General features: G+C 44.8%; 19 protein-coding genes and 1 riboswitch. Of the genes, 14 read left to right on the plus strand and 5 right to left on the minus strand.

The features are described from left to right. The first annotated feature begins 289 nt into the window (after positions 1 to 289). From QUA36_RS15625 to QUA36_RS15655, 7 genes are all read left to right on the plus strand, one after another. Complete coding sequence (locus tag QUA36_RS15625; RefSeq protein ID WP_333458310.1) at positions 290 to 427, plus strand: hypothetical protein; 138 nt, start codon at positions 290 to 292, stop codon at positions 425 to 427. Between the two features lie 558 nt (positions 428 to 985). Further along, positions 986 to 1,267 carry a 4a-hydroxytetrahydrobiopterin dehydratase gene (locus QUA36_RS15630; RefSeq protein WP_333160977.1) on the plus strand — a complete coding sequence of 94 codons (282 nt, stop codon included), beginning with the start codon at positions 986 to 988 and terminating at the stop codon, positions 1,265 to 1,267. A gap of 141 nt (positions 1,268 to 1,408) precedes the next feature. Continuing rightward, entirely contained in the window at positions 1,409 to 3,058 is a 1,650-nt protein-coding gene (locus QUA36_RS15635; RefSeq protein WP_333160975.1) for an HD domain-containing phosphohydrolase, read from the plus strand. Positions 3,059 to 3,351: 293 nt separating this feature from the next. Further along, a complete protein-coding gene (locus tag QUA36_RS15640) occupies positions 3,352 to 5,622 on the plus strand; it encodes an iron uptake porin (protein ID WP_333160973.1) in 2,271 nt (756 codons plus the stop codon). A 393-nt stretch (positions 5,623 to 6,015) separates the two neighbouring features. Then, on the plus strand, positions 6,016 to 6,456 hold the full coding sequence (locus tag QUA36_RS15645) for an RrF2 family transcriptional regulator (protein WP_015176708.1): 441 nt from the start codon (positions 6,016 to 6,018) through the stop codon (positions 6,454 to 6,456). A 58-nt stretch (positions 6,457 to 6,514) separates the two neighbouring features. Next, the gene (gene cysK, locus QUA36_RS15650; protein ID WP_333458311.1) at positions 6,515 to 7,477 is read left to right on the plus strand and encodes a cysteine synthase A; all 963 of its coding nucleotides are present in this window, start codon (positions 6,515 to 6,517) and stop codon (positions 7,475 to 7,477) included. A 446-nt stretch (positions 7,478 to 7,923) separates the two neighbouring features. Then, positions 7,924 to 8,604 carry a J domain-containing protein gene (locus QUA36_RS15655; protein ID WP_333458312.1) on the plus strand — a complete coding sequence of 227 codons (681 nt, stop codon included), beginning with the start codon at positions 7,924 to 7,926 and terminating at the stop codon, positions 8,602 to 8,604. Positions 8,605 to 8,785: 181 nt separating this feature from the next. Here QUA36_RS15655 and QUA36_RS15660 read toward each other — a convergent pair whose 3' ends face one another. Next, entirely contained in the window at positions 8,786 to 10,285 is a 1,500-nt protein-coding gene (locus QUA36_RS15660) for a cyclic nucleotide-binding domain-containing protein (protein ID WP_333458313.1), read from the minus strand. 439 nt (positions 10,286 to 10,724) lie between these two features. On the opposite strand from QUA36_RS15660, the gene QUA36_RS15665 reads away from it, so the two are divergent. The 7 genes from QUA36_RS15665 to thiC all read left to right on the plus strand — a co-directional run bounded on the left by QUA36_RS15665 (position 10,725) and on the right by thiC (position 20,909). Then, on the plus strand, positions 10,725 to 11,597 hold the full coding sequence (locus QUA36_RS15665) for a 6-carboxytetrahydropterin synthase (protein WP_333458314.1): 873 nt from the start codon (positions 10,725 to 10,727) through the stop codon (positions 11,595 to 11,597). A gap of 213 nt (positions 11,598 to 11,810) precedes the next feature. After that, on the plus strand, positions 11,811 to 14,048 hold the full coding sequence (locus QUA36_RS15670) for a tetratricopeptide repeat protein (RefSeq protein WP_333458315.1): 2,238 nt from the start codon (positions 11,811 to 11,813) through the stop codon (positions 14,046 to 14,048). Positions 14,049 to 14,339: 291 nt separating this feature from the next. Then, positions 14,340 to 14,900: a Uma2 family endonuclease gene (locus QUA36_RS15675; protein WP_333458316.1), complete on the plus strand. Its 561-nt coding sequence runs from the start codon at positions 14,340 to 14,342 to the stop codon at positions 14,898 to 14,900. Positions 14,901 to 15,204: 304 nt separating this feature from the next. After that, positions 15,205 to 18,135: a dynamin family protein gene (locus QUA36_RS15680; RefSeq protein ID WP_333458317.1), complete on the plus strand. Its 2,931-nt coding sequence runs from the start codon at positions 15,205 to 15,207 to the stop codon at positions 18,133 to 18,135. Positions 18,136 to 18,214: 79 nt separating this feature from the next. Beyond that, entirely contained in the window at positions 18,215 to 18,469 is a 255-nt protein-coding gene (locus tag QUA36_RS15685) for an HNH endonuclease (protein WP_333458318.1), read from the plus strand. A 12-nt stretch (positions 18,470 to 18,481) separates the two neighbouring features. Continuing rightward, positions 18,482 to 19,165: a hypothetical protein gene (locus QUA36_RS15690; RefSeq protein ID WP_333458319.1), complete on the plus strand. Its 684-nt coding sequence runs from the start codon at positions 18,482 to 18,484 to the stop codon at positions 19,163 to 19,165. Positions 19,166 to 19,431: 266 nt separating this feature from the next. Further along, a riboswitch (TPP riboswitch) is annotated at positions 19,432 to 19,528 on the plus strand. Positions 19,529 to 19,535: 7 nt separating this feature from the next. Beyond that, positions 19,536 to 20,909: a phosphomethylpyrimidine synthase ThiC gene (gene thiC / locus QUA36_RS15695; RefSeq protein ID WP_333458320.1), complete on the plus strand. Its 1,374-nt coding sequence runs from the start codon at positions 19,536 to 19,538 to the stop codon at positions 20,907 to 20,909. A gap of 396 nt (positions 20,910 to 21,305) precedes the next feature. On the opposite strand, the gene QUA36_RS15700 is transcribed toward thiC, so the two are convergent. The 4 genes from QUA36_RS15700 to pyrE form a co-directional block, all read right to left on the minus strand. Beyond that, positions 21,306 to 21,467 (minus strand): DNA cytosine methyltransferase, encoded by a 162-nt coding sequence (locus QUA36_RS15700; protein ID WP_333055191.1) that lies wholly within the window; start codon positions 21,465 to 21,467, stop codon positions 21,306 to 21,308. Positions 21,468 to 21,639: 172 nt separating this feature from the next. Next, a complete protein-coding gene (locus QUA36_RS15705; protein ID WP_333458321.1) occupies positions 21,640 to 22,092 on the minus strand; it encodes a hypothetical protein in 453 nt (150 codons plus the stop codon). A gap of 350 nt (positions 22,093 to 22,442) precedes the next feature. After that, a complete protein-coding gene (gene dcm / locus QUA36_RS15710; protein WP_333458322.1) occupies positions 22,443 to 23,729 on the minus strand; it encodes a DNA (cytosine-5-)-methyltransferase in 1,287 nt (428 codons plus the stop codon). Positions 23,730 to 23,843: 114 nt separating this feature from the next. Continuing rightward, the gene (pyrE, locus tag QUA36_RS15715; protein WP_333458323.1) at positions 23,844 to 24,419 is read right to left on the minus strand and encodes an orotate phosphoribosyltransferase; all 576 of its coding nucleotides are present in this window, start codon (positions 24,417 to 24,419) and stop codon (positions 23,844 to 23,846) included. Between the last annotated feature and the right edge of the window lie 60 nt (positions 24,420 to 24,479).

Here is a 24,479-nt window from a genome sequence, read left to right on the forward strand (position 1 = left end):
CGTGCTTGGATGGCTCCGACAGACCAACCCCACGAAAACTTCATCTTCCCTGAAGAAGTTCTGCCTCGCGGTAACGCTCTGTAATTAGCGCGAAACATCAAAATTTCCAACATTTTAAAAGGGTAAGATAAAGCAGTTTAGGCTTTACCCTTAATGCTTAAAAAGCTCCCGCCACCAGGCAGGAGCTTTTTGTTTCCAGGAGTTGAGCGAATTAGCGCCCTAAAAAAAGTTGATTTTGTACAAAAACCAACTCTGCCTGTAGCTAGAAAAACTTGTGTCTTTATATCTCGTGAACTCTCCTATCTGGCAAGAAATCGATCTGCCTTTCCCAGCCGCCAGAGTTGCAATGAACCTGATAGCCACACAGCGCGGATTTTGGAGAACATATCCGCAAATGGCTGAAACTTCGATCGCCCGATTGCTGTAGAGATCGATCAAAGACCTTGCAGCAGCAGTAATTTGCCCTCATCTTACAAAAATCTCAATTTGCATCCCCCACTTCTAATTCCTTGTGTTATTCTAATAATTGTGAATACTAGAATGATACTCAGAACGCAAGTTCTTCTGGTAACGCTGGCAATGGCTAGCGCACAAATCATCACCTTAAATCTTGTATTTAGGTGATGTGCGTTCCAATATTAAGCCATTTAGCTAAATCTGGAGGTGATGCCCATGATAGAAAGTAGTAAACGCATGGGTCATCAGATTGGAAACTACCGGCTGTGCGCCGGGGCCGCTCACTAGCAGTCAGCCGTCGTCTCCAACGGGAAACGACTTCCACGGGGAACCAGGCTGAGCTAGGGATTCTCCCGGCAGTCAGGTTCTAATCTGAAGACCCGCTAGACCGCTCTCACCTCAAATAGTGTTAAATCTTGAGTATTAAAACTTGAGACTAAACGCTATTGGTGAGAGCGGATAGTTTTTGGTCAGGGTTTCTACACGTTGGCAGTTAATCTGCCATTCCTAATCCCAAAGAAAAAAAATTATGGCTGAGCTAATTAACAATACTGAAATTCAAGAGCGCGCCAGTCAATTGTCAGGCTGGACGGTTGAAGGTAAACAACTGCGGTGTACCCGTTTATTTAAAGATTTTATCGAAGCGATCACCTTTGTCAATAAGTTGGTAGCCCCCTCAGAAGCCGCAGCACATCACCCCGATATAGAAATTTCCTACAACAAAGTTACACTTAACTTGACAACTCACGATGCCGGAGGGTTAACTGAGAAAGACTTTGCGCTAGCCCAAGAAATTTCTACGCTAGATTAAAAGAGTGCCCGCTGGCCCAACAAGAGTCCCCGCTAGAGAAAAGCTCGCAAATAAAAAATCGACTTGGGGTTAGAATCGGGTGCTAAAAAGTCGAGAGGCCAAACGTTCAATGTATAAAAGGCTATTCCCCATCATCCGACCATGATCGTATTTGAAAAGCCAGAGTTCAAGAACGAGTCTGCTGCCGAAAAAACCGATCTGATAGAAAAGCTTTTAGATATTGGCGCGGCTCTGTCGAGCGCCCAAGATTTGGGCGACTTGTTAAACTTAATTTTATCCAAAAGTAGGGAAATTACATACAGCGATGCTGGCAGCGTTTACTTAGTAGATCACAGCGACGAAAAATCTAAGCTGCTGTTCAAGGTAGCCCAAAACGCTTCTAAACCGAGACTGTCGTTTAAAGAGTTTGCCCTGCCACTGACAGATAAAAGCTTGGCGGGATACGTGGCAATTACAGGTCAAAGTTTGAACCTGTCTGATGCCTACGACTTACCCGTCGGCGTACCCTATCGGCTAGATACCAGTTTTGACAGGGATATTGATTACCGCACTTGCTCGGTAATGGTACTGCCGATGCAAAACCGACAGGGAGAGACAATAGGTGTACTGCAACTGATCAACCGGAAAACAAAGGCAGATACGGTGCTGACAGCAGACAATGCCTGGGAATCGACGCAGCAGTATTCGGAGTGGGAAGAAAGGATAGTTCGATCGCTCGCTTCTCAAGCAGCAATCTCGATCGAGCGCAATCAACTCCAAGACAGCATAGAAAATTTGTTCGAGGGCTTCGTCAAAGCCTCGGTGCAAGTCATAGAAGCCAGAGACCCCTGTACCTACGGCCATTCAGAACGAGTAGCAGCCCTCACAGTACGCCTGTCAGAAGAAGTAAACACTGTCACCAGCGGACGGCTGCGCTCTATTTACTTTAACAACCGCCAAATTCAAGAACTTCGCTACGCCGCCCTGCTGCACGATTTTGGCAAAATAGGAGTGCCCGAAGCAGTTTTGACCAAACAGAAAAAGCTTTACCCCGCACAGCTAGAAATCATTCGCCACCGCTTTGGCTTAGCTCTGCGGACGATGGAAATGGAATGCGTCCAGTCTAAGTATAAATACTTGCTGGAGCATTCTGCCTACCGAAAACACCCGAGCCAGGAGCCAGAGTGCGCTCACTGCCAGGACATCGAACAGCTAGACACTAAGCTAGCAGAAGCGAAAACCAGATTAGCAGAATACTGGGAAGTGCTGCTAGAGGCAAACGAGCCTCACATTTTGGCAGCAGAACCCCTAGCTCAACTGCAAGAGATTGCTCGACAAACTTATAGAGATATAGATGGGGCAAGGAAACCCCTGCTGAACTCAGACGAGATCGTGCAATTGATGGTGTCGAGGGGCAACCTGACGCCGGAAGAACGATCGGAAATAGAATCTCATGTAATTCACACTTACGAGTTTCTCAAACAAATTCCTTGGACAAAGGATTTAAAAAATGTTCCAGACATTGCCTACGGACATCACGAAAAACTCGACGGTACAGGCTATCCGCGAGGTTTAAACAAGTCAGAAATTCCAATTCAAGCGCAATTGATGACGATCGCCGATATCTACGACGCCCTGACAGCAGGCGATCGCCCCTACAAGCGAGCTCTGCGGACAGAGGCAGCGATGAAAATTTTGCGACAAGAAGCAGCTCACAATAAAATAAACGCCGATTTGTTAGAACTGTTCGATCATCGCCAAGTCTTTAGCGTCCTCGGACACAACTTGGATGTTAAAGTCGAATCAGCCTAGACGAGTCGGTCGTGCTGTGCTAAAAAGTAAATAAGGCGATCAGGTGCTATCTAGTGTCAGCCGTCAAATCAATCCCAAACCCAGTCCTGGTATGGTTTTGACGCAGTTGAGTAGAGGTTAAAAAACAGGCTCTATGCAGCCGTCAGTCACATCTATATACTCGGTCAGCCCGAAAGAATCAAAAGAAAAAGTGAATTTTAGGTCTCTTTTTAGAGTATGCTAGTTGAGCAACAACTGACCACATAGAAGACTAGAAAAGTTTCTCTGTAATCGGTGTGAGGATGAGAGTGAATATGTCGAAATTTTTGTGGAGTTACCTATTAATCAGCCCAGCAGTCTTAGGAGCTACCCTAGTAGTTTCTTCGAGCGCGATGGCAGCAGACGCTCAGCAGGCTGCTGATGCGCTCCAGCCAGCGGCAGCCAAAGCTGAAACCGCTGAAACCTCAGAAGCGAAACTAAATGCTTTAGCTGCTGTTTCCGAAACAACTGCCGCCAAAGCTGAAACCGCTGAAACCTCAGAAGCGAAACTAAATGCTTTAGCTGCTGTTTCCGAAACAACTGCCGCCTCCGAGCCAGTAGAAGAAATTTCCCAAGTCGCTGGCAGCGAAACTCCGGCAGCGATGGCAGATTTGGCCACGGCTGCAACTGAAAGTGCGATCGTCGGAGCCAACACAGCCCCTGCTGAGGCAGTGCCCCAAGCGGCATCACAACCTACAAGTGAATCTTTAGCTGCAGTTGAGCCAACAGTTGCTCAACCAGTAGAAAATTCGGCCCCTGCAGCGCAACTAGAAATTCCAGCCCCGGCAGCTACCGCTCTCCCAGAGCAAATCGGTGCAGTTCAATTAGAAACTCCAGCCCCGGCAGTGGCAGAGTCGATCGAACAAAGTTTGCCACAACCGGCTGAATCTTTAGCTCAAACTGCCACACCACAAGAGCAAAACCCAGCCGCCACATTAGAACAGCTCAACGAGTACAGCAGCGAAGGTGCTGCCGGCGGCGAAACTCAAGGTCAAGTCACCTCTGTTTCCCAACTTTCCGACGTGCGGCCTACAGACTGGGCCTTCCAAGCATTGCAATCCCTAGTCGAGCGCTACGGCTGTATTGCTGGTTATCCTGACGGCACCTTCCGTGGCAACCGGGCAATGACTCGCTACGAATTTGCAGCCGGTTTAAATGCTTGCTTAGACAAGGTGAGCGAGCTAATTAGAGGCGGCACGGGCAACTTCGCTACGAGAGATGACTTGGCAGCCCTCCAACGGCTCCAAGAAGAATTTGCAGCGGAACTGGCAACCCTGCGCGGTCGCGTCGATGCTCTGGAAGCTCGGACATCCGAACTCGAAGCCAACCAATTCTCCACCACTACCAAGCTGACTGGGGAAGCTATTTTCGCTCTCAGCGACGACTTTAGTAGCGACATTAGCGTTTTTGGCAGAGACGGCGAAAGAATCGGCAGCAACAATAACGAAACTGTCTTCCAACAACGGGTGCGTCTCAATTTAAATACGAGCTTCACCGGCAGAGACTTGCTGCTGACCAGGCTTCAAGTCGGCAACGGTCAAAGATTCAACCTTGGGGCTACCAGCGAAGGCACTCAAACTTGGAACGTAGTCGGCAGAACCGACAACGTTGTTGCCCTCGACACCTTGCTATACAAGTTCCCCGTCGGTCAGCGACTGAACGTTAGCCTGATAGCCAACGCTGGCGTTTGGGACGACATTATGCCGACTGTCAACCCTTATTTTGAAGACTTTGACGGTGGTAACGGATCACTGAGCGCCTTTGGACAGCGCAACCCAATCTACCGCTTGGGCGGTGGTGCAGGTATCGGCTTTGACTATGCCTTCGGCGGCAGGGGCTTACTGGGCGGCGTGTTCGGCCCAACTTCTCTGTCATTTGGTTATTTGGCGTCAAATGCAGCCAGTCCGGTTAAGGGTGCTGGCTTGTTGAACGGCGACTACGCGGCGATGGGTCAGTTGACTTTTACTCCTGGACGCAACTTGCAAGTTGCTTTCAACTATAACCACGGTTACTTTAATCGAGGTAACTTTGGCTTTGACAACGGTTTGGGAAATGGAATCGACAACCTCGGCGGTTTCACAGGTACCGGCGTGGCTAATTCTCTCAACGGTTTGAGCGAAGGCTTTGATGGCTTCAATGCTCGCAAAGTTGTCACCAACTCCTACGGGGCTCAGGCTTCGTTGCGACTGAGCCCGAGATTTATCCTTGGCGGCTGGGCTGGTTTAACCAATGCCCGCATTCTCGGCATCGGCGATGCGAGAATCTGGAACTACGCTGTTACCTTGGCTTTGCCCGATTTAGGGAAAGAAGGCAACTTGCTAGGGCTCGTGGTAGGTCGTGAGCCTTACTTGGATAAACTTGAAGCTGCAAGCAGTTTGCGGAGCTTCCGCAACGATGATTCGTATCACGTTGAAGGGTTCTACAAGTTTCAGCTCTCGGACAACATTTCTGTTACTCCGGGCGTGATTTGGGTGACAAATCCTAATCAAGATGACCGTAATGATGACATCATCATTGGTACTCTGAGAACTACTTTCACTTTCTAAGAGCGGGTTAGAGGAGGCAGGGAGGTTATACCCTCTCTGCTGGCCACTCTAAAGGCCAAGTTTAGCCCTGCCTAGCGCAGGGCTTTTTTGTTTGCGGGACGAAGGGGGCGTCAAGAATATATTAAAAATTAAAAATTATCAGTCATAAAGGCAGACAACCAATTTCTTGAGATCAGGCTGTGGTGGAAGGGGAGGGAGTCGAAACGAGAAACTGGGTTGGTTGGGTTCAGATTGCCGATCGTTCCAAGGATGAAGTGATGAAAGTCGATTAAGTTCAGTGGAAAACCGGGGTATAATAAAAGGTAAAGTTAGAAGTTAGAATTGGGAACTCAACATTGAGGAGAATTTTAACATCTGACTTCGGAGTTGATAATTCTGGTATTGGAAGCAATTATGGTAGAACTCTCCTGTAAAAGCGAATACGCAATCTTAGCTTTGCTGGAGCTTGCCGATTGCTACGATGAAGGCGAGCCTCTGCAAATTCGCCAGATAGCGGCTCAGCAAAATATTCCAGATCGATATTTAGAGCAGTTGCTGGCTACCATGAGACGCTGCGGGCTGATTCGTAGCCAGCGAGGAGCTAAGGGAGGTTATATCTTGGCGAGGGAACCCTGGAAAATTACACTCCTAGAAATTATCAACTGTCTCGAAGGCTCAGAGTTTGATCGCTCTGAAAAAGACTCGCCTGCTCAAACTGTAGAAAGTGCGGTGATTTGGGAAGTTTGGCAAGAAGCTCGATCAATTGCCAACTCAGTTTTGCAAAAATATACGCTACAGGATCTGTGCGAAAAGCGCAATGGCAGACGGCAGCTCGATATCATGTATTACATCTAGTTAAAATATTGCCAACTAGGAATTAACATTTACTTTCAACCACAAACTGACAAAGATTATGCGTATTGCTGGCGACATTACAGAATTGGTAGGGCGGACGCCTCTGGTGCAACTCAACCGCATTCCCCAAGCCGAAGGCTGCTTGGCTCGGATTGTGGTAAAACTTGAAGGCATGAATCCGGCAGCATCGGTGAAAGACCGCATCGGTGTCAGTATGATCAATCAAGCCGAGGCAGAAGGCCTGATTACTCCAGGCAAAACGGTTTTAGTTGAACCGACTTCTGGCAATACCGGAATTGCTCTGGCAATGGTGGCTGCGGCTAAGGGCTACCAGTTGATTTTGACGATGCCGGATACGATGAGCACGGAACGCCGATCGATGCTGCGAGCTTACGGGGCCCAACTAGAACTGACTCCCGGAATTGAGGGCATGAGCGGCTGCATCCGCCGTGCTCAAGAGATTGTGGACAAAACTCCCAATGCGTATATGTTGCAGCAGTTTCGGAATCCAGCGAACCCCCAGGTTCACCGTTCGACAACGGCTGAGGAAATTTGGGAAGATACAGATGGCGAGGTGGATTTCCTGATTTCCGGAGTCGGAACGGGCGGTACGATTACGGGTGTCGCAGAGGTGATTAAGTCGCGGAAACCCGGGTTTAAGGCGATCGCCGTTGAGCCAGCTAACAGTCAGGTACTCTCTGGCGGAAAGCCAGGGCCTCACAAAATTCAAGGTATCGGTGCTGGTTTTGTGCCGCCGGTGCTGAATGTGAATTCGATCGACGAAATTATAGTTGTTACGGATGACGAGTCGATCGCCTACAGCCGCCGCTTGGCCAGAGAAGAAGGACTGTTGTCCGGTATTTCCAGCGGTGCGGCCCTATGTGCGGCCGTGAAAGTCGGCAAGCGTCCCGAAAATGCAGGGAAATTGATTGTGATGATTCAGCCTAGCTTTGGCGAACGCTATCTGAGCACTCCCTTGTTCCAAGATCCAGAACTCAATATGGCGATGGCCCTCAACTAGGCTAGCCTCCGGTCCAAGTAGCAGAAACTGAGAGCAGGGCGTACACTGTACGCCCTGCTTGGCTTTTGAGTTTAAAGAATTGTGATAGGTTGTAGCTCCCTCGATCGCGAATGATGCCGAATTTCTGAATACGCTTTTTTTTTGAACCGCTTTGGGCACGTTAACGAAGTGGGCGCTGAGGGTTCTGGTGGCGAACCAAGAGAAAAGAAAAGAAGGAGCTAACTGTTGGCGGGAGGAGCGCTATAGGAGTCCTCAATGTCGATCGGCTTACCGCTTCCAAAGCCTCAATGTTTTTCTAAAATAGATTTATGATAAGTTGAAAACTGAGGTTTTTTACTGACAATTTTTGACATTTATATCATATAAATACTTAAAAAATTAGCAAATAATGATATTTTTGTCAAGCACTTTTTCACATATAATCCAGATTTCAAGGAAATAACAGCGTGTCTTCCGTTATCAATCACTACAAAACCCTAAAGATTAGCCCAACCGCAACACAAGCCGAGATTAAACAAGCATACCGCCGTTTAGTCAAATTATTTCATCCAGACAGCCGCAGCGACACAGCGGGTCACGAAGAAATTGTCCGCCTCAATGCAGCCTATGAAATATTAGGAGACGCCCAGCACAGACAATCTTACGATCGCCAATTTTCCGAGCAAACCGAACAGCAATCACCAGCCGCACCAAACGTCAGCCGCCAGCAAACACAAACAGCACGGGACGCTGACGAACAAATGGAACAGTGGCTTATTAAAGTATACAAACCCGTCAATAGAATGCTCAACAGCATCTTGAAGCCACTTAAAAAAGAAATAGACGAATTGTCAGCAGATCCGTTTGATGACGAACTGATAGAAAAGTTTCAACTTTATATCGAAACCAGCCGCGAGTTCCTCAAAAAAGCTCATAACTTTCTTACCTCAATGCCCAATCCATCTAATGTAGCCGGAGTTGCGGCCCATCTCTACTACTGTATCAATCAAGTCGGAGACGGCATAGAAGAATTGTATTTATTTACCCTCAATTATGACGATCGCCACTTGCACACAGGTCAAGAACTATTTAGAATTGCCGCTAGACTGCGGCGGGAAGCGCAGGAGGAATTAAAAATTAAAAGTTAAAAAAGCAGATTGTTCCGGGAGCCTCTCACTTTTGCAGGCAAGCTAGAAATTGGAGTGAGGAGCCACGAGCCACGAGCCAGGAGGAAAGAGCAAGAAGGAAGAAGAAAGGAGCCAGAAAAAGTGTTTTTACAAATATGAGATGCTCCCATTGTTCCCTCTTCCCTCTTCCTTCTTCCTTCTTTCAAATTCCAAAAAGAACTTGAATGCGCTTGCGAATTTTAATAAAAGGAGTTTGTCCCAGAGAGTCGCCATATAACAATCCCAAATCTCTCAAAGCTTGCTGGCGTTCCGACAATTTTTGAGCAATCTGATCGGCTAAATTGGGTTGTTCTCTTAAAAGTTTTTGCAAATCGTGACGTTCCACCACAAACAAAATTGCATCTTCGCTAGTTTTAACAGTCGCCGTTCTCGGAGTACCCAACAGCAAAGATATTTCCCCAAAAAACTCGCCCTCATGAAGCGTAGCAATATACTGACCAGCTTTTTGAGAAAGAACTTCTACAGCACCCGAAAGAATAATATAAAAAGAATCGCCAGGATCATTTTCTTTACATATAATCTGTCCCGCTGGAAACAGTTGTCGGTAGCCGTATTCAATTAACTGTCGCAGTTCTAAATCCGTACACTGTTCAAAATAAGTTACTCGCCGCAACAAATCTCGCAGCGTCCAATTATTAGGGGATTTAGATCCTGGATTTTTAGGTTCAGAAACGGTGGAATTAGATTTCAACTCGGCTGAATGTTTGGCATTATGTGGAAAAAGTTTGCCGTTGGAATTATCGTCTTTGTTAGGGTGAAAAAGTTTAGTTAATTCTTGCGGGTTTCGCAGCCACAAATCCCGCTGGGGAAAGGGAATTTCTATCTTTCGGTGACGCAATTCGTAATCAATTAAAAAATTGACCGCGCTTTTAATAGCATCGCTTTCCTGCGGCTTATCAATCCAAACTAAAAGCTCAAAATTTAAAGCGTTATCTCCAAAACCGTGAAACCCTACTTTAGGAGAAGGGTGGGATAAGACATTTGATTCCATCCGCGCCGCAATTAGCAGCGCTTCCGTAACTATTACTGGGTCAGAGCCGTAAGCAACGCCGACGGGGATGTGGAGGCGACATCGGGCGTCTCTGTAACTCCAGTTAATAATGTTTGTTTCGACAAACTTAATATTTGGTATTATTACAAATAATCCGTCAATTGTTTTAATAACTGTGGAACGAATAGAAATCGTTTCAACTGTTCCTAATAAATTGTCTATTTCAATAAAGTCTCCGACTCTAATTTGGTTTTCAAATAGCAGGGTGAGACCGCTGATAAAGTTGCTGGCGAGATTTTGCAAGCCGAAGCCGAAACCAATGCCGACAACGCCAGCTAAGACGGTGAGAGAAGTGAGGTTGATGCCGGCACTTTGCAGGACGAATATACAGCCAAGAGTTGCTAAGATATAGCTAATGATGGTGGAAATTGCTTCTCGACTGCCACGATCTAATCCCATCCGAACTAGCAAGCTGCGCTTGATTCCTTCACTAATAATCTTAGCTATAATCAAGGCAAATATAGCTAAAATTATCAGTTTAACGATCGCACTGATGGACAGATGAGCGTCCCCGATATAGAAGAGGGGGGTTGTCATCGCACCCGACCAATTTTCAAAAAAGTGATCGGCTCGTGCAGTAATCCTATTCATTAATATTTGGTAATGGGTAATGGGTGATTAGTTTTGAGCGCAACTGAACCGCAAACTGTTAACTATTGCAGAGCTTAGGCGAAAAACTCGAACTGTGGAGTGCCCTGTGTGGCAAAAAGGTCGATTCCCTACCCTTGGGGAACGCTTCGCGAACGGAATAGCTCAGCTTCACCCACTCTCTCAAAGACTCGTAACTGATGGGTTAGTAACAGATGGCGAGAAACTGTTTTGTAGCGGTATTTTCTGCCGGATATCTGTGTTGTGACGTAAAATAGGTTCGGTGGCTCGACCGATCGGCGACGTGTTGCCAATATTTGGAAAATTGGTAGAAATTCATTTACAGCACCCTCTAATAATCGAAAAATTCCAGCAAAAATTAGTTTATCCTTAAGAGGTAAGTCCTTTACAGAACTTAACAAGCTTACCCTACTTGACTTTTATGCAGTGCATCATCAATCGTCGGGCACAGTTTTCGGCGAGTCACCGGTACTGGCTGCCGGAGTTAAGCGAAGCCGAGAACTTTGAGCGGTTTGGCCCAACTGCCCGCGCACCGGGACACGGACACAATTATGTCCTTTACGTTTCCATGATAGGAAAACTCGACGAGTACGGCATGGTTCTCAACCTGTCTGATGTCAAGCACGTCATCAAGCGGGAAGTTATCAAGGATCTCGATTTTTCCTTTCTCAACGAAGCGTGGCCGGAATTTGAGCAGACTCTGCCAACTACCGAAAACATAGCACGGCAAATTTGGCTGCGGCTAGCCCCTCATTTACCTGTGAGCAAAATTCAATTGTTTGAACATCCCGAACTTTGGGCTGAATATTTAGGAAACGGAATGGAAGCTTATTTAACTTTGTCCACTCATTTTAGCGCGGCCCATCGGTTGGCTCGTCCCGATTTGAGCTTTGAAGAAAACTCGGAAATTTACGGCAAATGTGCTCGTCCCAACGGTCACGGTCACAACTATCATTTAGAGGTGACGGTTAAAGGGGAAATTGATGCGCGGACTGGCATGATTGCTGATTTGGGAGCTTTACAAAAAGCCGTTGACGATTATGTTGTTGAACCGTTCGATCACACTTTTTTAAATAAGGATATAGCTTATTTTGAGAACGTTGTGCCGACGGCAGAGAATATTGCAGTTCGGATCGGGCAATTATTGCGATCGCCCGTTCGGGAATTGGGCGCCCAGTTGCACAAGATTAAGCTGATTGAAAGTCCGAATAATAGCTGTGAAATTTACGGCGCTGATTTAGAGGAAGTGGCGGCTGAACGTCAGCAGCCAGAAGCAATTGTAGCTAGGGTTTAAAGCTAAAAATTGGGTCTGTTGGGGCGGGTTCACCGGGATATTGGGCTAATTGTGCAGATTGGTAAACCCGCCCCGATGATTTCGAGGGTTATTCAACCGGATTAGGCGCGAGAATATATTTTTGGACAAAAGTTCCACAGCCAGAATTATTGGCACTTTTCCTGAAAAGTCAAGCTGCGCGCGTATTTTGGAGATAGTAAGTCAGCATTCCTCATGTCAGCTATTCTAACTGCTGAGAGTATGAGGTCGATCGCCCGATCGCTGACAACCAAGCACCAATTTCTCCTAAATGAGTTGACGTTTATGCGCGTCTCTAATCTAGCTCTCTTGACTCTGGCCGCCCTCGCATCCCAGAATTTAACTGCTAATACTAGCACCAATCCTGCTGCACCTCCTATTTCTCCTCAGACACCGCAAGCTAGCAACTTTGTTGATGCTGTAAATAATACTGAATCGCGTCGGGCTGAGTCAATTAGTGAGCCTGAGACGATCGCCTACGAACAATTTTCCCCAAATATTACCGTATCCCGTCGGGCTGAGCCAATTAGCGAGCCTGAGACGATCGCCCACGAACAATTTTCCCCGCGAATTGCTGTAAAATCGCCGACAGGTTTGTTGGTAGCGGCCGCTCAACCCGATTTATCTGCTAGTGCAAAAACCAAGGCGAATACTCCTGCTGCATCCGGCGATGAACTAACAAAATCTTTACAAGAAACCTGGCTGGCTAAATTAATCGAAACTGGGGCTGAAAGCAATCCTCAAGTTCGCGAGGTTTTCGCTTTTATCTCTCCGTCTAGTGGCAGTGCTGAATCTGGGTATGGTTTTAACAGTACCATAACTCTGCTCAATATTTTGCTGATTCTTGGTACGGTATTTCCACCGATGACAATTGCATTTTTTTGGATGATGCGACGGCTGATAATCAAACAGTTGGTTGCTGATGCCAATAAACGATTGCAAGGCATTGGTGTATTAGAATCAGAACTAAGAAATTCTAGCCAACTGAATCAAAAGTTGAGGGATGAATTAGAATCGCAAATGGGTGCCGCTAAACAATCCATTGATTTTTTAACTAGAGAAACTGAACTTTCCAAATCTTCCGTGGAGCAAATTGAGACTCTCAAATCTCAATTTATCATGCACCTGCAAGTTTTGCTGAGAGAAGTTGACGAGAAAAAATCTCAAATTGTTCAAGAAATTGCCCAAGTTCCCGCAGTTGTTGCCAAAGAAGCTCTTAAAATCGCACCTCAACCGGCCTTAGACAATTCCCAAAATTCGCAAACTGCACCCGCTAGCGACGAAAAATTGATTGCTGACGATTATATTAAGCAGGCCGAAGGGCTTTATTTTCAAGGCAATTATGATGAAGCATTAGTCTGTTTGGAAAAAGCTGTTTTAGCGAATAAATTTTTGAATGAGGCTTGGTATTGGCGCGCAAATGTGTTAGTAAAATTGCAGCGCCTGGAAGAAGCACTCGCCTGTTACGACCAAGCAATATTAATTAAACCGGATAACTACGAAGCATGGTATAATAAAGCGAGTTTGTTGGCCAAATTGCAGAAGTACGAAGAGGCGATAGCCTGTTACGAGCGAGCAAGTTCGAGCGAATCCAGAAAATACGCTTGTTGGCACAGTATAGCGGCTTTGTTGGCTAAATTGCAGCATTACGAAGAAGCGATCGCCAGTTACGATCGCGCCCTCGCTATCAAAGCAACCGACAGCGAAATTTGGCACAACAGAGGTGCGATGCTGGGCAAAATACAGCAGTACGCAGCAGCAGTCGATTCTTACGATCGCGCTCTGGCTTTCAATCCCAACAGATACGAAACTTGGTACAATCGAGGCAATATGCTGTGGAGACTCCTCCGCTACAGCGATGCTATTGATTCTTACGATCGGGCGATCGGCATCCGGCCCGATAAATACGAAGTTTGGTATAATAGAGCTGCTGTGCTCGGAAAATTGCAGCGATATCAAGAATCGATCGAATCCTACGACAAAGCAATCGCCCTTAAACCGGAGGATTTTGAAGTGTGGCACAACCGAGGGGTAGCTTTCGACAAACTGTCGCAGCACGAAGCAGCAATTGCCTCTTACGAATCAGCAATTACCATTAATTCCGAGTGTTACGAAGCTTGGTTTGGCAAAGGCGAATCATTGGCCAAATTACAGCGCAATGAAGAAGCGATCGCAGCTTATGAGAAAGCGATTGCTATTAAGCCAGACTCCTACGATGCTTGGCATCACTTGGGCACAGCTTTGTCAGAATTAAAGCGTTATGAGGAAGCAATGGCAGCTTACGATCAAGCTATTGCCATCAAACCCGAAAATGCCGAAGCTTGGCGCTATCGAGTCGCAATTATATCGGAATTAAAACAGGATACACACGGAAATGAATCCGGGGAAAAAGAGACTGAAGTTAAGCCTAATTCCGTTGTTCAAAATTCATAAGTGTCAGGTAATCGAGAAGCGCACCTTACTTTTAAGTTGGTAAGAGAAGAGAATATATTGGCTGTATATCGAGAGCAACTTTGGAAACAACAACCAATTTTCACTGTATTAATAGTTGGCGATGAACCACCCCTACAGTTATTGACCAGTCTTTAAACCGACTTGATAGCGGGCATTTAAAGGTTTTTGTCTACAGTTTGTAATCTAAAATGTTCCTCTTTTTTCCGCTCTGTTTGGGGCGGTTTTTTTTATGGTAAATTTAGGTAAGCTGCAAACAAGGAGAATAGTTATATGTCTGTTCAGCTTCAAAAACGGTTATTTACAGTAAAAGAATATCATTTGATGACTGAGGCGGGTATTCTCTCAGAGGGCGATCGGGTAGAACTCATAGAAGGAGAGATTGTTACAATGGCTGCAATTGGTACTCGTCACGCAAGTTCTGTTAAGCGTCTGATCGCTGTGTTCTCGGATTTGGAGAGAAGACGTGCGATTATAGGTGCTCAAGACCCTATCCAGTTGACTGAGCGCACTGAACCTCAACCGGATGTTGTATTGCTGCAACCTTGCGCTGATTACTACGCCACAGCCCATCCAATACCGTCTGAAGTTTTGCTGCTAGTGGAGGTTTCAGATAGTACGGTTGATTATGACAGAGATGTGAAAGTATCCATTTACGCGCGATCGCTCATTCAGGAAGTTTGGCTGGTAGATTTAGTTGAAAATTGTTTGGAAGTCTACCGTCAGCCAGGCCCGAACGGTTATAGTTTAATGCTCAAGTTTTGGCGCGGTCAAGAAGTTGCGCCGCTGGCTTTTCCCGATTTAGAAGTGAGCGTTGATTTTATATTGGGTTAGTATGAATAAGTAATGGCAGTTTACGATCGAGCGATCGCCATTAAGCCTGAGAATGCGGAAGCTTGGCGCGATCGCGGCGCAGTTGTATCCGAATTAAAACAGGATACAGACAAAATTTAATCGGGTGAAAAAGAGACTTAAATTCCGCTATACTGACTTAGGGGCAAATAAGGTGAGCGCGATCGCGATTAGTACGGTTGACCTGGCGAGACTAACTGGTGGTTAGAGAGGCCAGGGGGGCCTGAGTTGCTAATGGAGTCCGGCTCTTCTGATAATTGTCTGAAAATTAGAGTGCTTTTTCCACATGACCCAAAAACCACATCAATGTGAAAATTTAGAAGCCGATGTAAATCGTCTGTTGCGGCTGGTGGAAAAGGAACCATCTTTGAAAGGGCAGCACGATATTGCCGCAATTAAGGCTTGCCGTAATAAGGCAATTGCTCCCAGATTCGAGATTGTCTTTGCGGGGACGTACAGTGCTGGTAAGTCGATGCTGATCAATGCTTTGCTAGGGCAAGATTTGCTTTACAGCAGTACAGGTCATGCTACTGGCATCGAATGCTACATAGAGTATGCCAAGTCGTCAGAGGAAGAACGAGTTGATCTTACCTTTCTTAGCACCTCAGAAGTGCAGGAAGAGGTAAATGACAGGTGTAAGACTCTGAAACTACAGTCAGTTGACATTACTCAAGAGGGGGCAATTAAAAAGTTAAGGGAACAATGTGAAAAAATCACTCAAGAGCATAAGGGATCTGGCAAAACCGAGAAGGAAGGCGAAGCAGATGGACTGCTGGCATTACTTGAGGGATTTGAGGATAACCGCGAATATATCGACTCATCGAACAATAAAACCTATGGGATGGAAGAGTTAAATCTTTCCAACAAGAAGGCACATGATTATGCTTGTCGTGGCAAAAACAGTGCTGTTCTCAAGGGTATTAAATACTACTGCCATTATCCCCTGTTAGAGGATGGTAACGTCCTAGTTGACTTGCCAGGGATTGATGCCCCAGTGCGAAGAGATGCAGAATTAACCTATCGCAAGGTTGAAGATACTAACACCTCTGCTGTCATCTGTGTGATGAAGGCTGATCAAGAAGGGGAGGCAATGCAAGCAGAACAGAAACTAACAGAAGCAATACGGGAAAACTCAGGAATTGGCGATCGCGTCTTTTACGTCTTTAACCGCATCGACAAAACTTGGCGTGACCCCAAACTGAAACAAGAACTGGACGATCTGATTAGTGAAGATTTCAGTAATACACGAAGGGGAATTTATGAAACTAGCGCATTGCTGGGTTTCTGGGCTAGTCAACTCAAAAATATAAGTGAAAGCGATGATCGCTGGGGACTAGATACTATATTTGAAGCCGAAACCAGTAAAGGCTCAGATAAAGTTGAAGGAACCCCTTCATTTGTGTTGGAGTTCCTTGATTATTGTGATTCCGATAAACTACCCGCTAATAAATTTACTGATATTGTACGGCGTAAAACTCAAACTAAAAATGAGCAATATTTGGAAATTATTAATCGTTATAAAACCAGTATAATCGAGCAGTTAATTCAGGATAGCGGTATTCAGGAATTTAGTAATGCTATCACCCGCTATCTAACCGAAGAAAAGCGACCAGAATTATTTGCCAACCTAGCTAATGATATTAGTGAACTGTGTAACGACTTGTATCAATCTTACTCAGAAGAGCGCCGTCAGTGGAAAAAGAAACCTGCAAATATTGCAGAAATGACAGAACGAGATTTGCTACAGCTCGAAAAAGAAGTATGGGAGGTTGGCGAAGCTTTTTACCGACAAATAGAAGAACAAATTCAACTATTGGTGAGGGATACCTGCGAAGATTTTAAGCAAGATTTCAACAATCTTCACCAGAAGATGCAAGATAATCTTACCGACTTGATAGAAAACTTTTCTATATTAGATGCCTTCGCCAATACCTGCCGCAATCATCATCATGTCACAGCGCCATTAGTAGCCGTTTTGGGACAAGCCTTCTATGACATTGCTAATGGATTAGAAAATGTTCTGCTTAAGGAATCAGAAATTTTGATTGCTCGTTTTTTCCAACGCTTGATTAAGCGAGTACGCAAGCAACAATACTACCGTCAGCTTCGTAATTTGTTGGGTGATGATTGTGAAATAGTCCAAGAGTTACAGAATATAGAAAAAATAATTATTGAGGGGGTAAAGGTTTTGGCGAGTGCAGAATGTGTGTTTTATATCGTCGAAAGCCCCGATCTTTACGATTACGAAGATAGTGTTTGGCTCTATCAGTTTCGTGAAACTTTACAAGAAGCATCTAAAAGTCGAGATGTCAAACGTATGGTAGAAGCAGAAGCACCTATACGTCAACTCCTAGAAATTGATTTTCAAGCTAAATTCAAACAAACAATAGAAGTTGATTTGGGTTCAAAAATTATCAAAATGCTGAATAAATATCTGTTGTCAATGGCTGAAAATAAACGGCAATCGATTTGGCAGCAGTCCGCTCATGCTCGCGACAACAAACGGCAAACTATAGAAAAAGAGGCTCAAGTTAAAATCGACGAGCGTAACAGGAAGTTGAAAGAAATTGAGCTAAAGATTGCCGAATATAACCAAGCAGTTGCAGGCATCAATAGCTGCTTAGAGGCTATGAGATTAGACGACTGCAAGCTGCCTACAATACCTGAAGATAATTCGAGCCTAACATCAATTTTTATTGACACAAATTCTGTTGATTCAAATAACATCCCACCACAATCGGCTTCCAGTTTCGACTCAGAAAATGATTCGAGTGCTACACAAAGTTATAGTGAGACAAATCCTGTACAGTCAGATGACAGCCCCGAACCTGGAGCGAGTGCCAATCAGCTAGCGCGACCTAATTACCAGGCTGCTCAATCCGAAAGTTCCAAAAAATTAGAGAGGGGTGAACTTGTGGAGGGGAGAGTTACTAAAGTCACGCCAGATGTCGTAGTTGTCGATTTGGATGGTACAGTTGGGTTGCTCCACATAAAGAATGTTAGCGAGGGCTTTGTTAAATCTCTCCCGGATCTATTTGAGGAAGGTCAGCTAATCAAGGTAATGATTGTTACACTGGAGGATGATAAGGGTCGGATTTCTTTGTCTACTAAGGTTTTGGAAAATTATAAGGGCGAGATCCTGGAAAATAGGGAGCAGGTGATGGCTGATGCAAAGGGTCGTGTTCCTACAGCCCGGAAAAAACTGCCTAAGCCATAAGCATTTGTAGACTGGGTATTGGCAATATGCCCCCACATGACGAGCCTGGAAGTGTCTGATTTTATAATCTCTACCAAAAATGTCTTTGACGAGAAAAACTTCGCGAATTTTAATTCCACCCAAGGTGAGAAAACTTGTTTTTGAGCGCGATGGAAATTGCTGCAAAAGCTGCGGCAAGACTGACCAAGAGACTAATCTTACGATCGATCACATCATTCCCTTAGCTCTTAGAGGCTCAAATGACATCAGCAATCTGCAAACGCTTTGCTTCGATTGCAATAGACGAAAAAAAGACCGTATTGACCCCCGGTTCAAGCGTAGATTCAGCAAATGAAAAGGAAAAAGTATGCCTGAAACAACTCCTAACTATTGGTCTGCTATTTTGGGTACAAGCATAGCTGTTTTATGGTTTATTCATACAGGATTATCCAGTAGCAAAGAATATAATAATTATATATCAAAAGTGAGCGATTTTTTTAATAAAAAACCGATAATATTACCTTCATTAATAGTGTTAATATCTCCGTTTATATTGACTCGTCTTGCCCTGCCTGAGTATGAACTAACCGGAGCGTTTAAACAATTTTTATCAATATTTACTTTTGTTCTAGGTGTAGCGATTGCCAGGGGAAAAGAAAAATCCGACTCAAGAAAAAGAGATAAGATTTTAGCAAACTCTCTGTTGGTAGAATCCTTTGAGAACCTTGAGAGATTGAACAGAAATAAAACAAGAATTCAAGAGAAAGTCGATTCTCCCTTATTACCATTAAAACTCACCAAAGTAGAATCTATAGTTAATGTTATTGCTGAAACGCAAGAAGTTAATTCAATTAAATTGGTAACACTACATTTAAATATAAAAAGTTATATTAAGCCTCTAAAACGTCTCAACTCTAGAATTATAAAATACAACGAGCAACTAGATAAAAAACTTGCTAACTCTTCAGAAGACTCCCAACAATTACTACCTCAAATTTTGGAAATCAGAGAAAAAATATTGAAAATTATAAAGGCTTTAAGCAGCTTTTAGACTAATTAGTGACGACAGCAAGAGAAAAACAGCAGAGATTCGCGCAAAATATAACACGATTCGCCTAGCAGCCAAATTGCGCGAAATGGGGATTAATCCTGATGAGGTGTGATTGTTTTTAGATTGTTAAATGGGGTACAATCGCACTTTTTAAACAGCCGAAATATCAGAAGCCCCAAAAGGGCGATCGCTCCCCTCATCTATCTCTCAATATTAAGATTTCCTTAGTTGCTGCCGTGGCGCACAGAAATCGGTGATACAATCAACAGCTTAGCTAGGGGTGCCCGAATATCCGGGCTGAGAAAACACCCTTAGAACCTGAGTCTGGGTAATACCAGCGGAGGGAAGCTGTTTATCAAGGAAATTAAATATGCGTACCGAATGGATCGCTAAGCGTCAGGGCCAGAGCAATGTATCTCAAATGCACTACGCCCGCCAAGGTGTAATTACTGAGGAAATGCACTTTGTTGCTAAGCGAGAAAATCTCCCGCCAGAACTTATCCGCGCCGAAGTAGCGCGGGGACGGATGATTATTCCCGCTAATATCAATCACCCGAATTTGGAACCGATGGCGATCGGCATTGCGTCTAAATGCAAAGTCAATGCTAACATCGGTGCATCTCCCAACTCTTCCAATATGGAAGAAGAAGTTGACAAGCTTAAACTAGCAGTGAAATACGGCGCTGATACCGTGATGGACTTGTCCACTGGCGGCGGCAATTTGGATGAAATTCGCACTACGATTATCAAAGCTTCACCGGTGCCGATCGGTACTGTACCAATTTACCAAGCTTTAGAAAGCGTGCACGGTAATATGGAAAGTCTGACGCCCAATGACTTTCTTCACATCATTGACAAACACGCTCAACAAGGTGTTGATTACCAAACAATTCACGCCGGAATTTTGATTGAGCATTTGCCGTTGGTAAAAAATAGACTAACTGGAATCGTCTCTCGCGGCGGCGGCATTTTGGCGCGGTGGATGCTGCATCACCACAAACAAAATCCCCTCTACACTCACTTTAACGACATCATTGAAATCTTCAAAAAATACGATGTTTCGTTTAGTTTGGGAGATTCTCTGCGCCCCGGTTGCACTCACGATGCCTCGGATGATGCTCAATTAGCTGAACTCAAAACTTTGGGACAATTAACTCGCAAAGCTTGGGAACATGATGTGCAGGTAATGGTGGAAGGCCCGGGCCACGTACCGATGGATCAAATTGAGTTTAATGTCAGAAAACAAATGGAGGAGTGTTCGGAAGCACCTTTCTATGTTTTGGGGCCGTTGGTGACAGATATTGCGCCTGGGTACGACCACATTACCTCAGCAATTGGGGCGGCGATGGCTGGTTGGTACGGTACTGCAATGCTGTGTTACGTGACGCCGAAGGAACACTTAGGATTGCCGAATGCTGAGGATGTCCGAAACGGGCTGATTGCTTACAAAATCGCGGCTCACGCTGCGGATATTGCACGGGGCCGTCCGGGTGCGCGCGATCGCGATGATGAACTCTCGAAAGCGCGTTACAACTTCGATTGGAACCGTCAATTTGAGCTGTCATTAGATCCAGAACGGGCAAAGGAATATCACGACGAAACTTTGCCAGCGGATATCTATAAAACTGCTGAATTCTGTTCGATGTGCGGCCCTAAGTTCTGTCCGATGCAGACTAAGGTTGATGCCGATGCTTTGACGGAATTAGAGAAGTTTTTGGCTAAGGAACCTGTAGCCCAAAGCTAATTGGATTAATTCGTAGGGTGCTGATAGCGCACCTTACTTAATCCTAAAGCTGTTTCGTTTCTTGGGGGGCGGGCATCCTGCTCGCCCAAAACTATGGTGCTGATGGCGTACTTTACTTAAGGTTATATTAAAAGGAGTTTCCCAAAAAGAGAATTGCGAGGTTCCCTTGCAGGTACTTTTTTGTTGCCAAGGAATCCAGAATTTTATCAAGATTGGGATGAGCAAAAAAAGTCGCTATTTGCTCTTTAGTTAATAGGTTGCCATCTGGATCATGCCCAAATTCTTTATTTCACCTTTTCAATATAAAACTCTTCATCAACTTAATTTCGTCTAAACTGAACTCGCCTCGCCAACCCAGTTCGCAAGAATGAAGAGAGTTGCCACTGCGATAGTCAATTAGCCGCCTACCCTGTACTGGTAAACTAACTGAGCATCGCGATTGATTTCGCTGCTTAATACGCATTCCGTTTCCAGATTCAAGGAACGAGCGGCGGCCTCAAACGCTAATCTCATGCCGCCTATTCCTGAGAATAAGTCAATAAATCGAATTTTTTTCATAGCCATTAAGCCTGCGCTAAAAACTCATATTTTGTACGATTTTTCAATCGACGCAGAGCCTCTAGATATTCATTACCAGGTAGAGCCTGGTAACGAGAAATTTTCAATTCGTAGGCTGCGTTAAGGCAGTGTAACGCACCGCCTAATGCACCATTTGAGCTAAGTAAAAGATTTACCTGGATATGTTAACTTGCGCTGTCTGTTGGCACGTTGAAAGAATGCGTCGATCGTTTGAGCTAATTTTGCGAATAGAATGCAGATTTGTTAGCTGAGTATTGATTTCAATTGTTTGAATTTTTCCGGCTGAGATTGCCTTCCCGGACAGTGTATTTCCCTCAATTTTACCAGTGAAGCACGCAAAGTCCGATCGCGGCGCGTAGATTGCACCAACCACCCGATCGTCCTGGCGTTGAAACACTATATAGTTTTGAAGAACTTGGTTGGGCTGTGGCGAATCTCCGTACAGGTAAATACCATCTGGCAAAGCAGCAACATTAGTCTTAGATGGATTTTGTTGTGCTTGAAGCGGTTGTTGCTGAATGCCAACACCAATTAGTGTCAGAGGACAAATAAAGGCTGTTGCCAGTAGTTTCCATTTCCTTTTAATAGATGCAGGTAAAATCATTACTGCTTCTCCTTGCTGCGTCATGTAACATATTAAAACAGTTTTCTCTAGTTAATATCTCACTCAGGTTATAATTCCGATCTGCTAAAATCTGCCGATTGGTAGAGATTCTGAACCTGAAAGCTGGCGCTTGTTTAGCACCGACAACTTTATTTTCCTTTGTGATCCCAGTACCTGAGCTAATTTTGATAAAATTAGAGCGAGCAGAGTTTATAGTTCCCTTCAATAAAACACCGATCTAAGGTTGATGCCGATGCTTTGGCGGAATTAGAGAAGTTTTTGGCTAAGGAACCTGTAGCGCAAAGCTAATTGATCGGGTGGGCGTAAATACTCGGCTCACCCTTCCCAATTCACCACGAGCTAACTTTTTGTTTGGTAGAACACAAAACATTCTGAATAACTTCTAGAGCAACAGATTTAACTACATTAATACTTACACTATTACCCAGTTGATGATAAGCTTTATCATCATTAGGATGCAAAATAAAACTATCTGAAAAACCTTGTAACCGTGCTGCTTCGCGGGGAGTAATCCTGCGAACTCGGTTATGATAGTAAACTCCTAATCTATTAGAATCACTGGCAACAATTGTTACAGAAATTTTCTGCGGATCGAGAAATTTATAGACTTCAAAGGAAAAATTACCGGATACAGGTTTGTATTGATTGTTGTTCCGTTGCAGGTACTTTTTTGTTACCAAGGAATCTAGAATTTCATTAAGATTGGGATGAGCAAAAAAAGTAGCTATTTGCTCTTTAGTTAATAGCTTGCCATCTTGGTCAGCTCCAAATTCTTTATTGCGCCTTTTCAAGATAAAAAGATTCATTAATTCAATTTCATCTAAACTGCACTCGCCTCGCAAACCCAGTTCCCAAGAATGAATCGAATTGCCGCCGCGATAGTCAATTAGCCGCCTACCGTGCAGTCGGCTGAAATCATTGTTAACTATTTGTTTCAAGGCATTAACAAATTCTGGCGAACAATCATATTTTGGTTCGGGATTGTCTTCCAAAATATCTGCAACTGTGACAGGTTGACTTAACGGGGAAAAGAACGATAGCTGTTGATGACTAGAGGAATGCGAATCTTTTGGGCCTAAGTCAGAAATTAAGCCAAATTGGGGCGAAGCATTTAAAATTCCTACTAGGTAAACTCGGACACGGTTCTGAGGTAAGCTAAAGTTAGAGCTGTTAAGCAAAAAATAATCGAAGCTGTAACCTCGGCTTTTGATTTCGCCCTTAATAGTTTCGAGGGTTCTGCCGCCGTCGTGGCTGACAAGCCCCCGCACGTTCTCGAAAATAAATGCTTGAGGTTTAAAGGTATCAATTAACCTCGCAATCTCAAAAAATAGGGTGCCTCTGGTGTCTCCAAAGCCCTCTTTTTTGCCAGCATAGGAGAAAGACTGACAAGGAAATCCCGCTAGTAAAATTTCATGTTCAGGCAGTTTGTCAATTAATCGGATGTCGCCTAAAGGTGTGTCGGCAAAGTTTTTCTGGTAAACTAATTGAGCGTCGGAATTGATTTCGCTGCTTAATACGCATTCTGTTTCCAGATTCAAGGAACGAGCGGCGGATTCAAAGGCTAATCTCATGCCGCCTATTCCTGAGAATAAGTCAATAAAACGGATGGTTTTCATAGCCTTATTCTCGCTGGTTAAGATTGATATCTTGCACTATTGTTAACATGAGGCAGAGCGAAAATATCTCCGTTACCAAGTTCTACCTGGTAACGAAGGGAAGCGCACAAACTGCTATTTCTTGCTACTAATCCATTCCTTAAGATCCTGAATGGTAAAAATGGCTTGAAAATCCAATCCCGCCTCGCGATATAATTCCCCTCCACCTTGCTCTCTGTCAATCAGCGACAAAACACGATCGACTTTATAACCCGCACCCCGCAACCTTTCCACCGCCTGCATCGCCGACTTACCCGTCGTCACCACATCCTCCAAAACCGCCACATTCGTCCCCTCTGGCAACAGCGGCCCCTCAATATACGCCATTGTCCCGTGTCCCTTCGTCTCCTTTCTGACAATTAGCGCCGGAATCGATCGACCTTCCAGAGCCGAAACCACACTCACAGCAGTTACAATCGGGTCAGCACCCAAAGTCAAACCGCCCACAGCTTCCACATCCGACGACAGCATCGACAACAGCAAACGTCCCGTTGCCAAAGCACCTTCAGCGTGCAGCGTAACCGGTTTGCAGTTAATGTAATAAGAACTTTTCTGCCCCGAAGACAACACAAAATCACCTTCGCGATAGGCAAACTCGCACAACAAATCTAGAAATCGATCGCGCAACACCTTTAAATCCGCAGCATTCATAACTCACACCGTGTAAAAAACACAAATAATCCGTCGATAATCAGTTTATATTGGAATCGG

Source organism: Microcoleus sp. Pol10D4 (assembly GCF_036701555.1).
Classification (GTDB): domain Bacteria; phylum Cyanobacteriota; class Cyanobacteriia; order Cyanobacteriales; family Microcoleaceae; genus Microcoleus.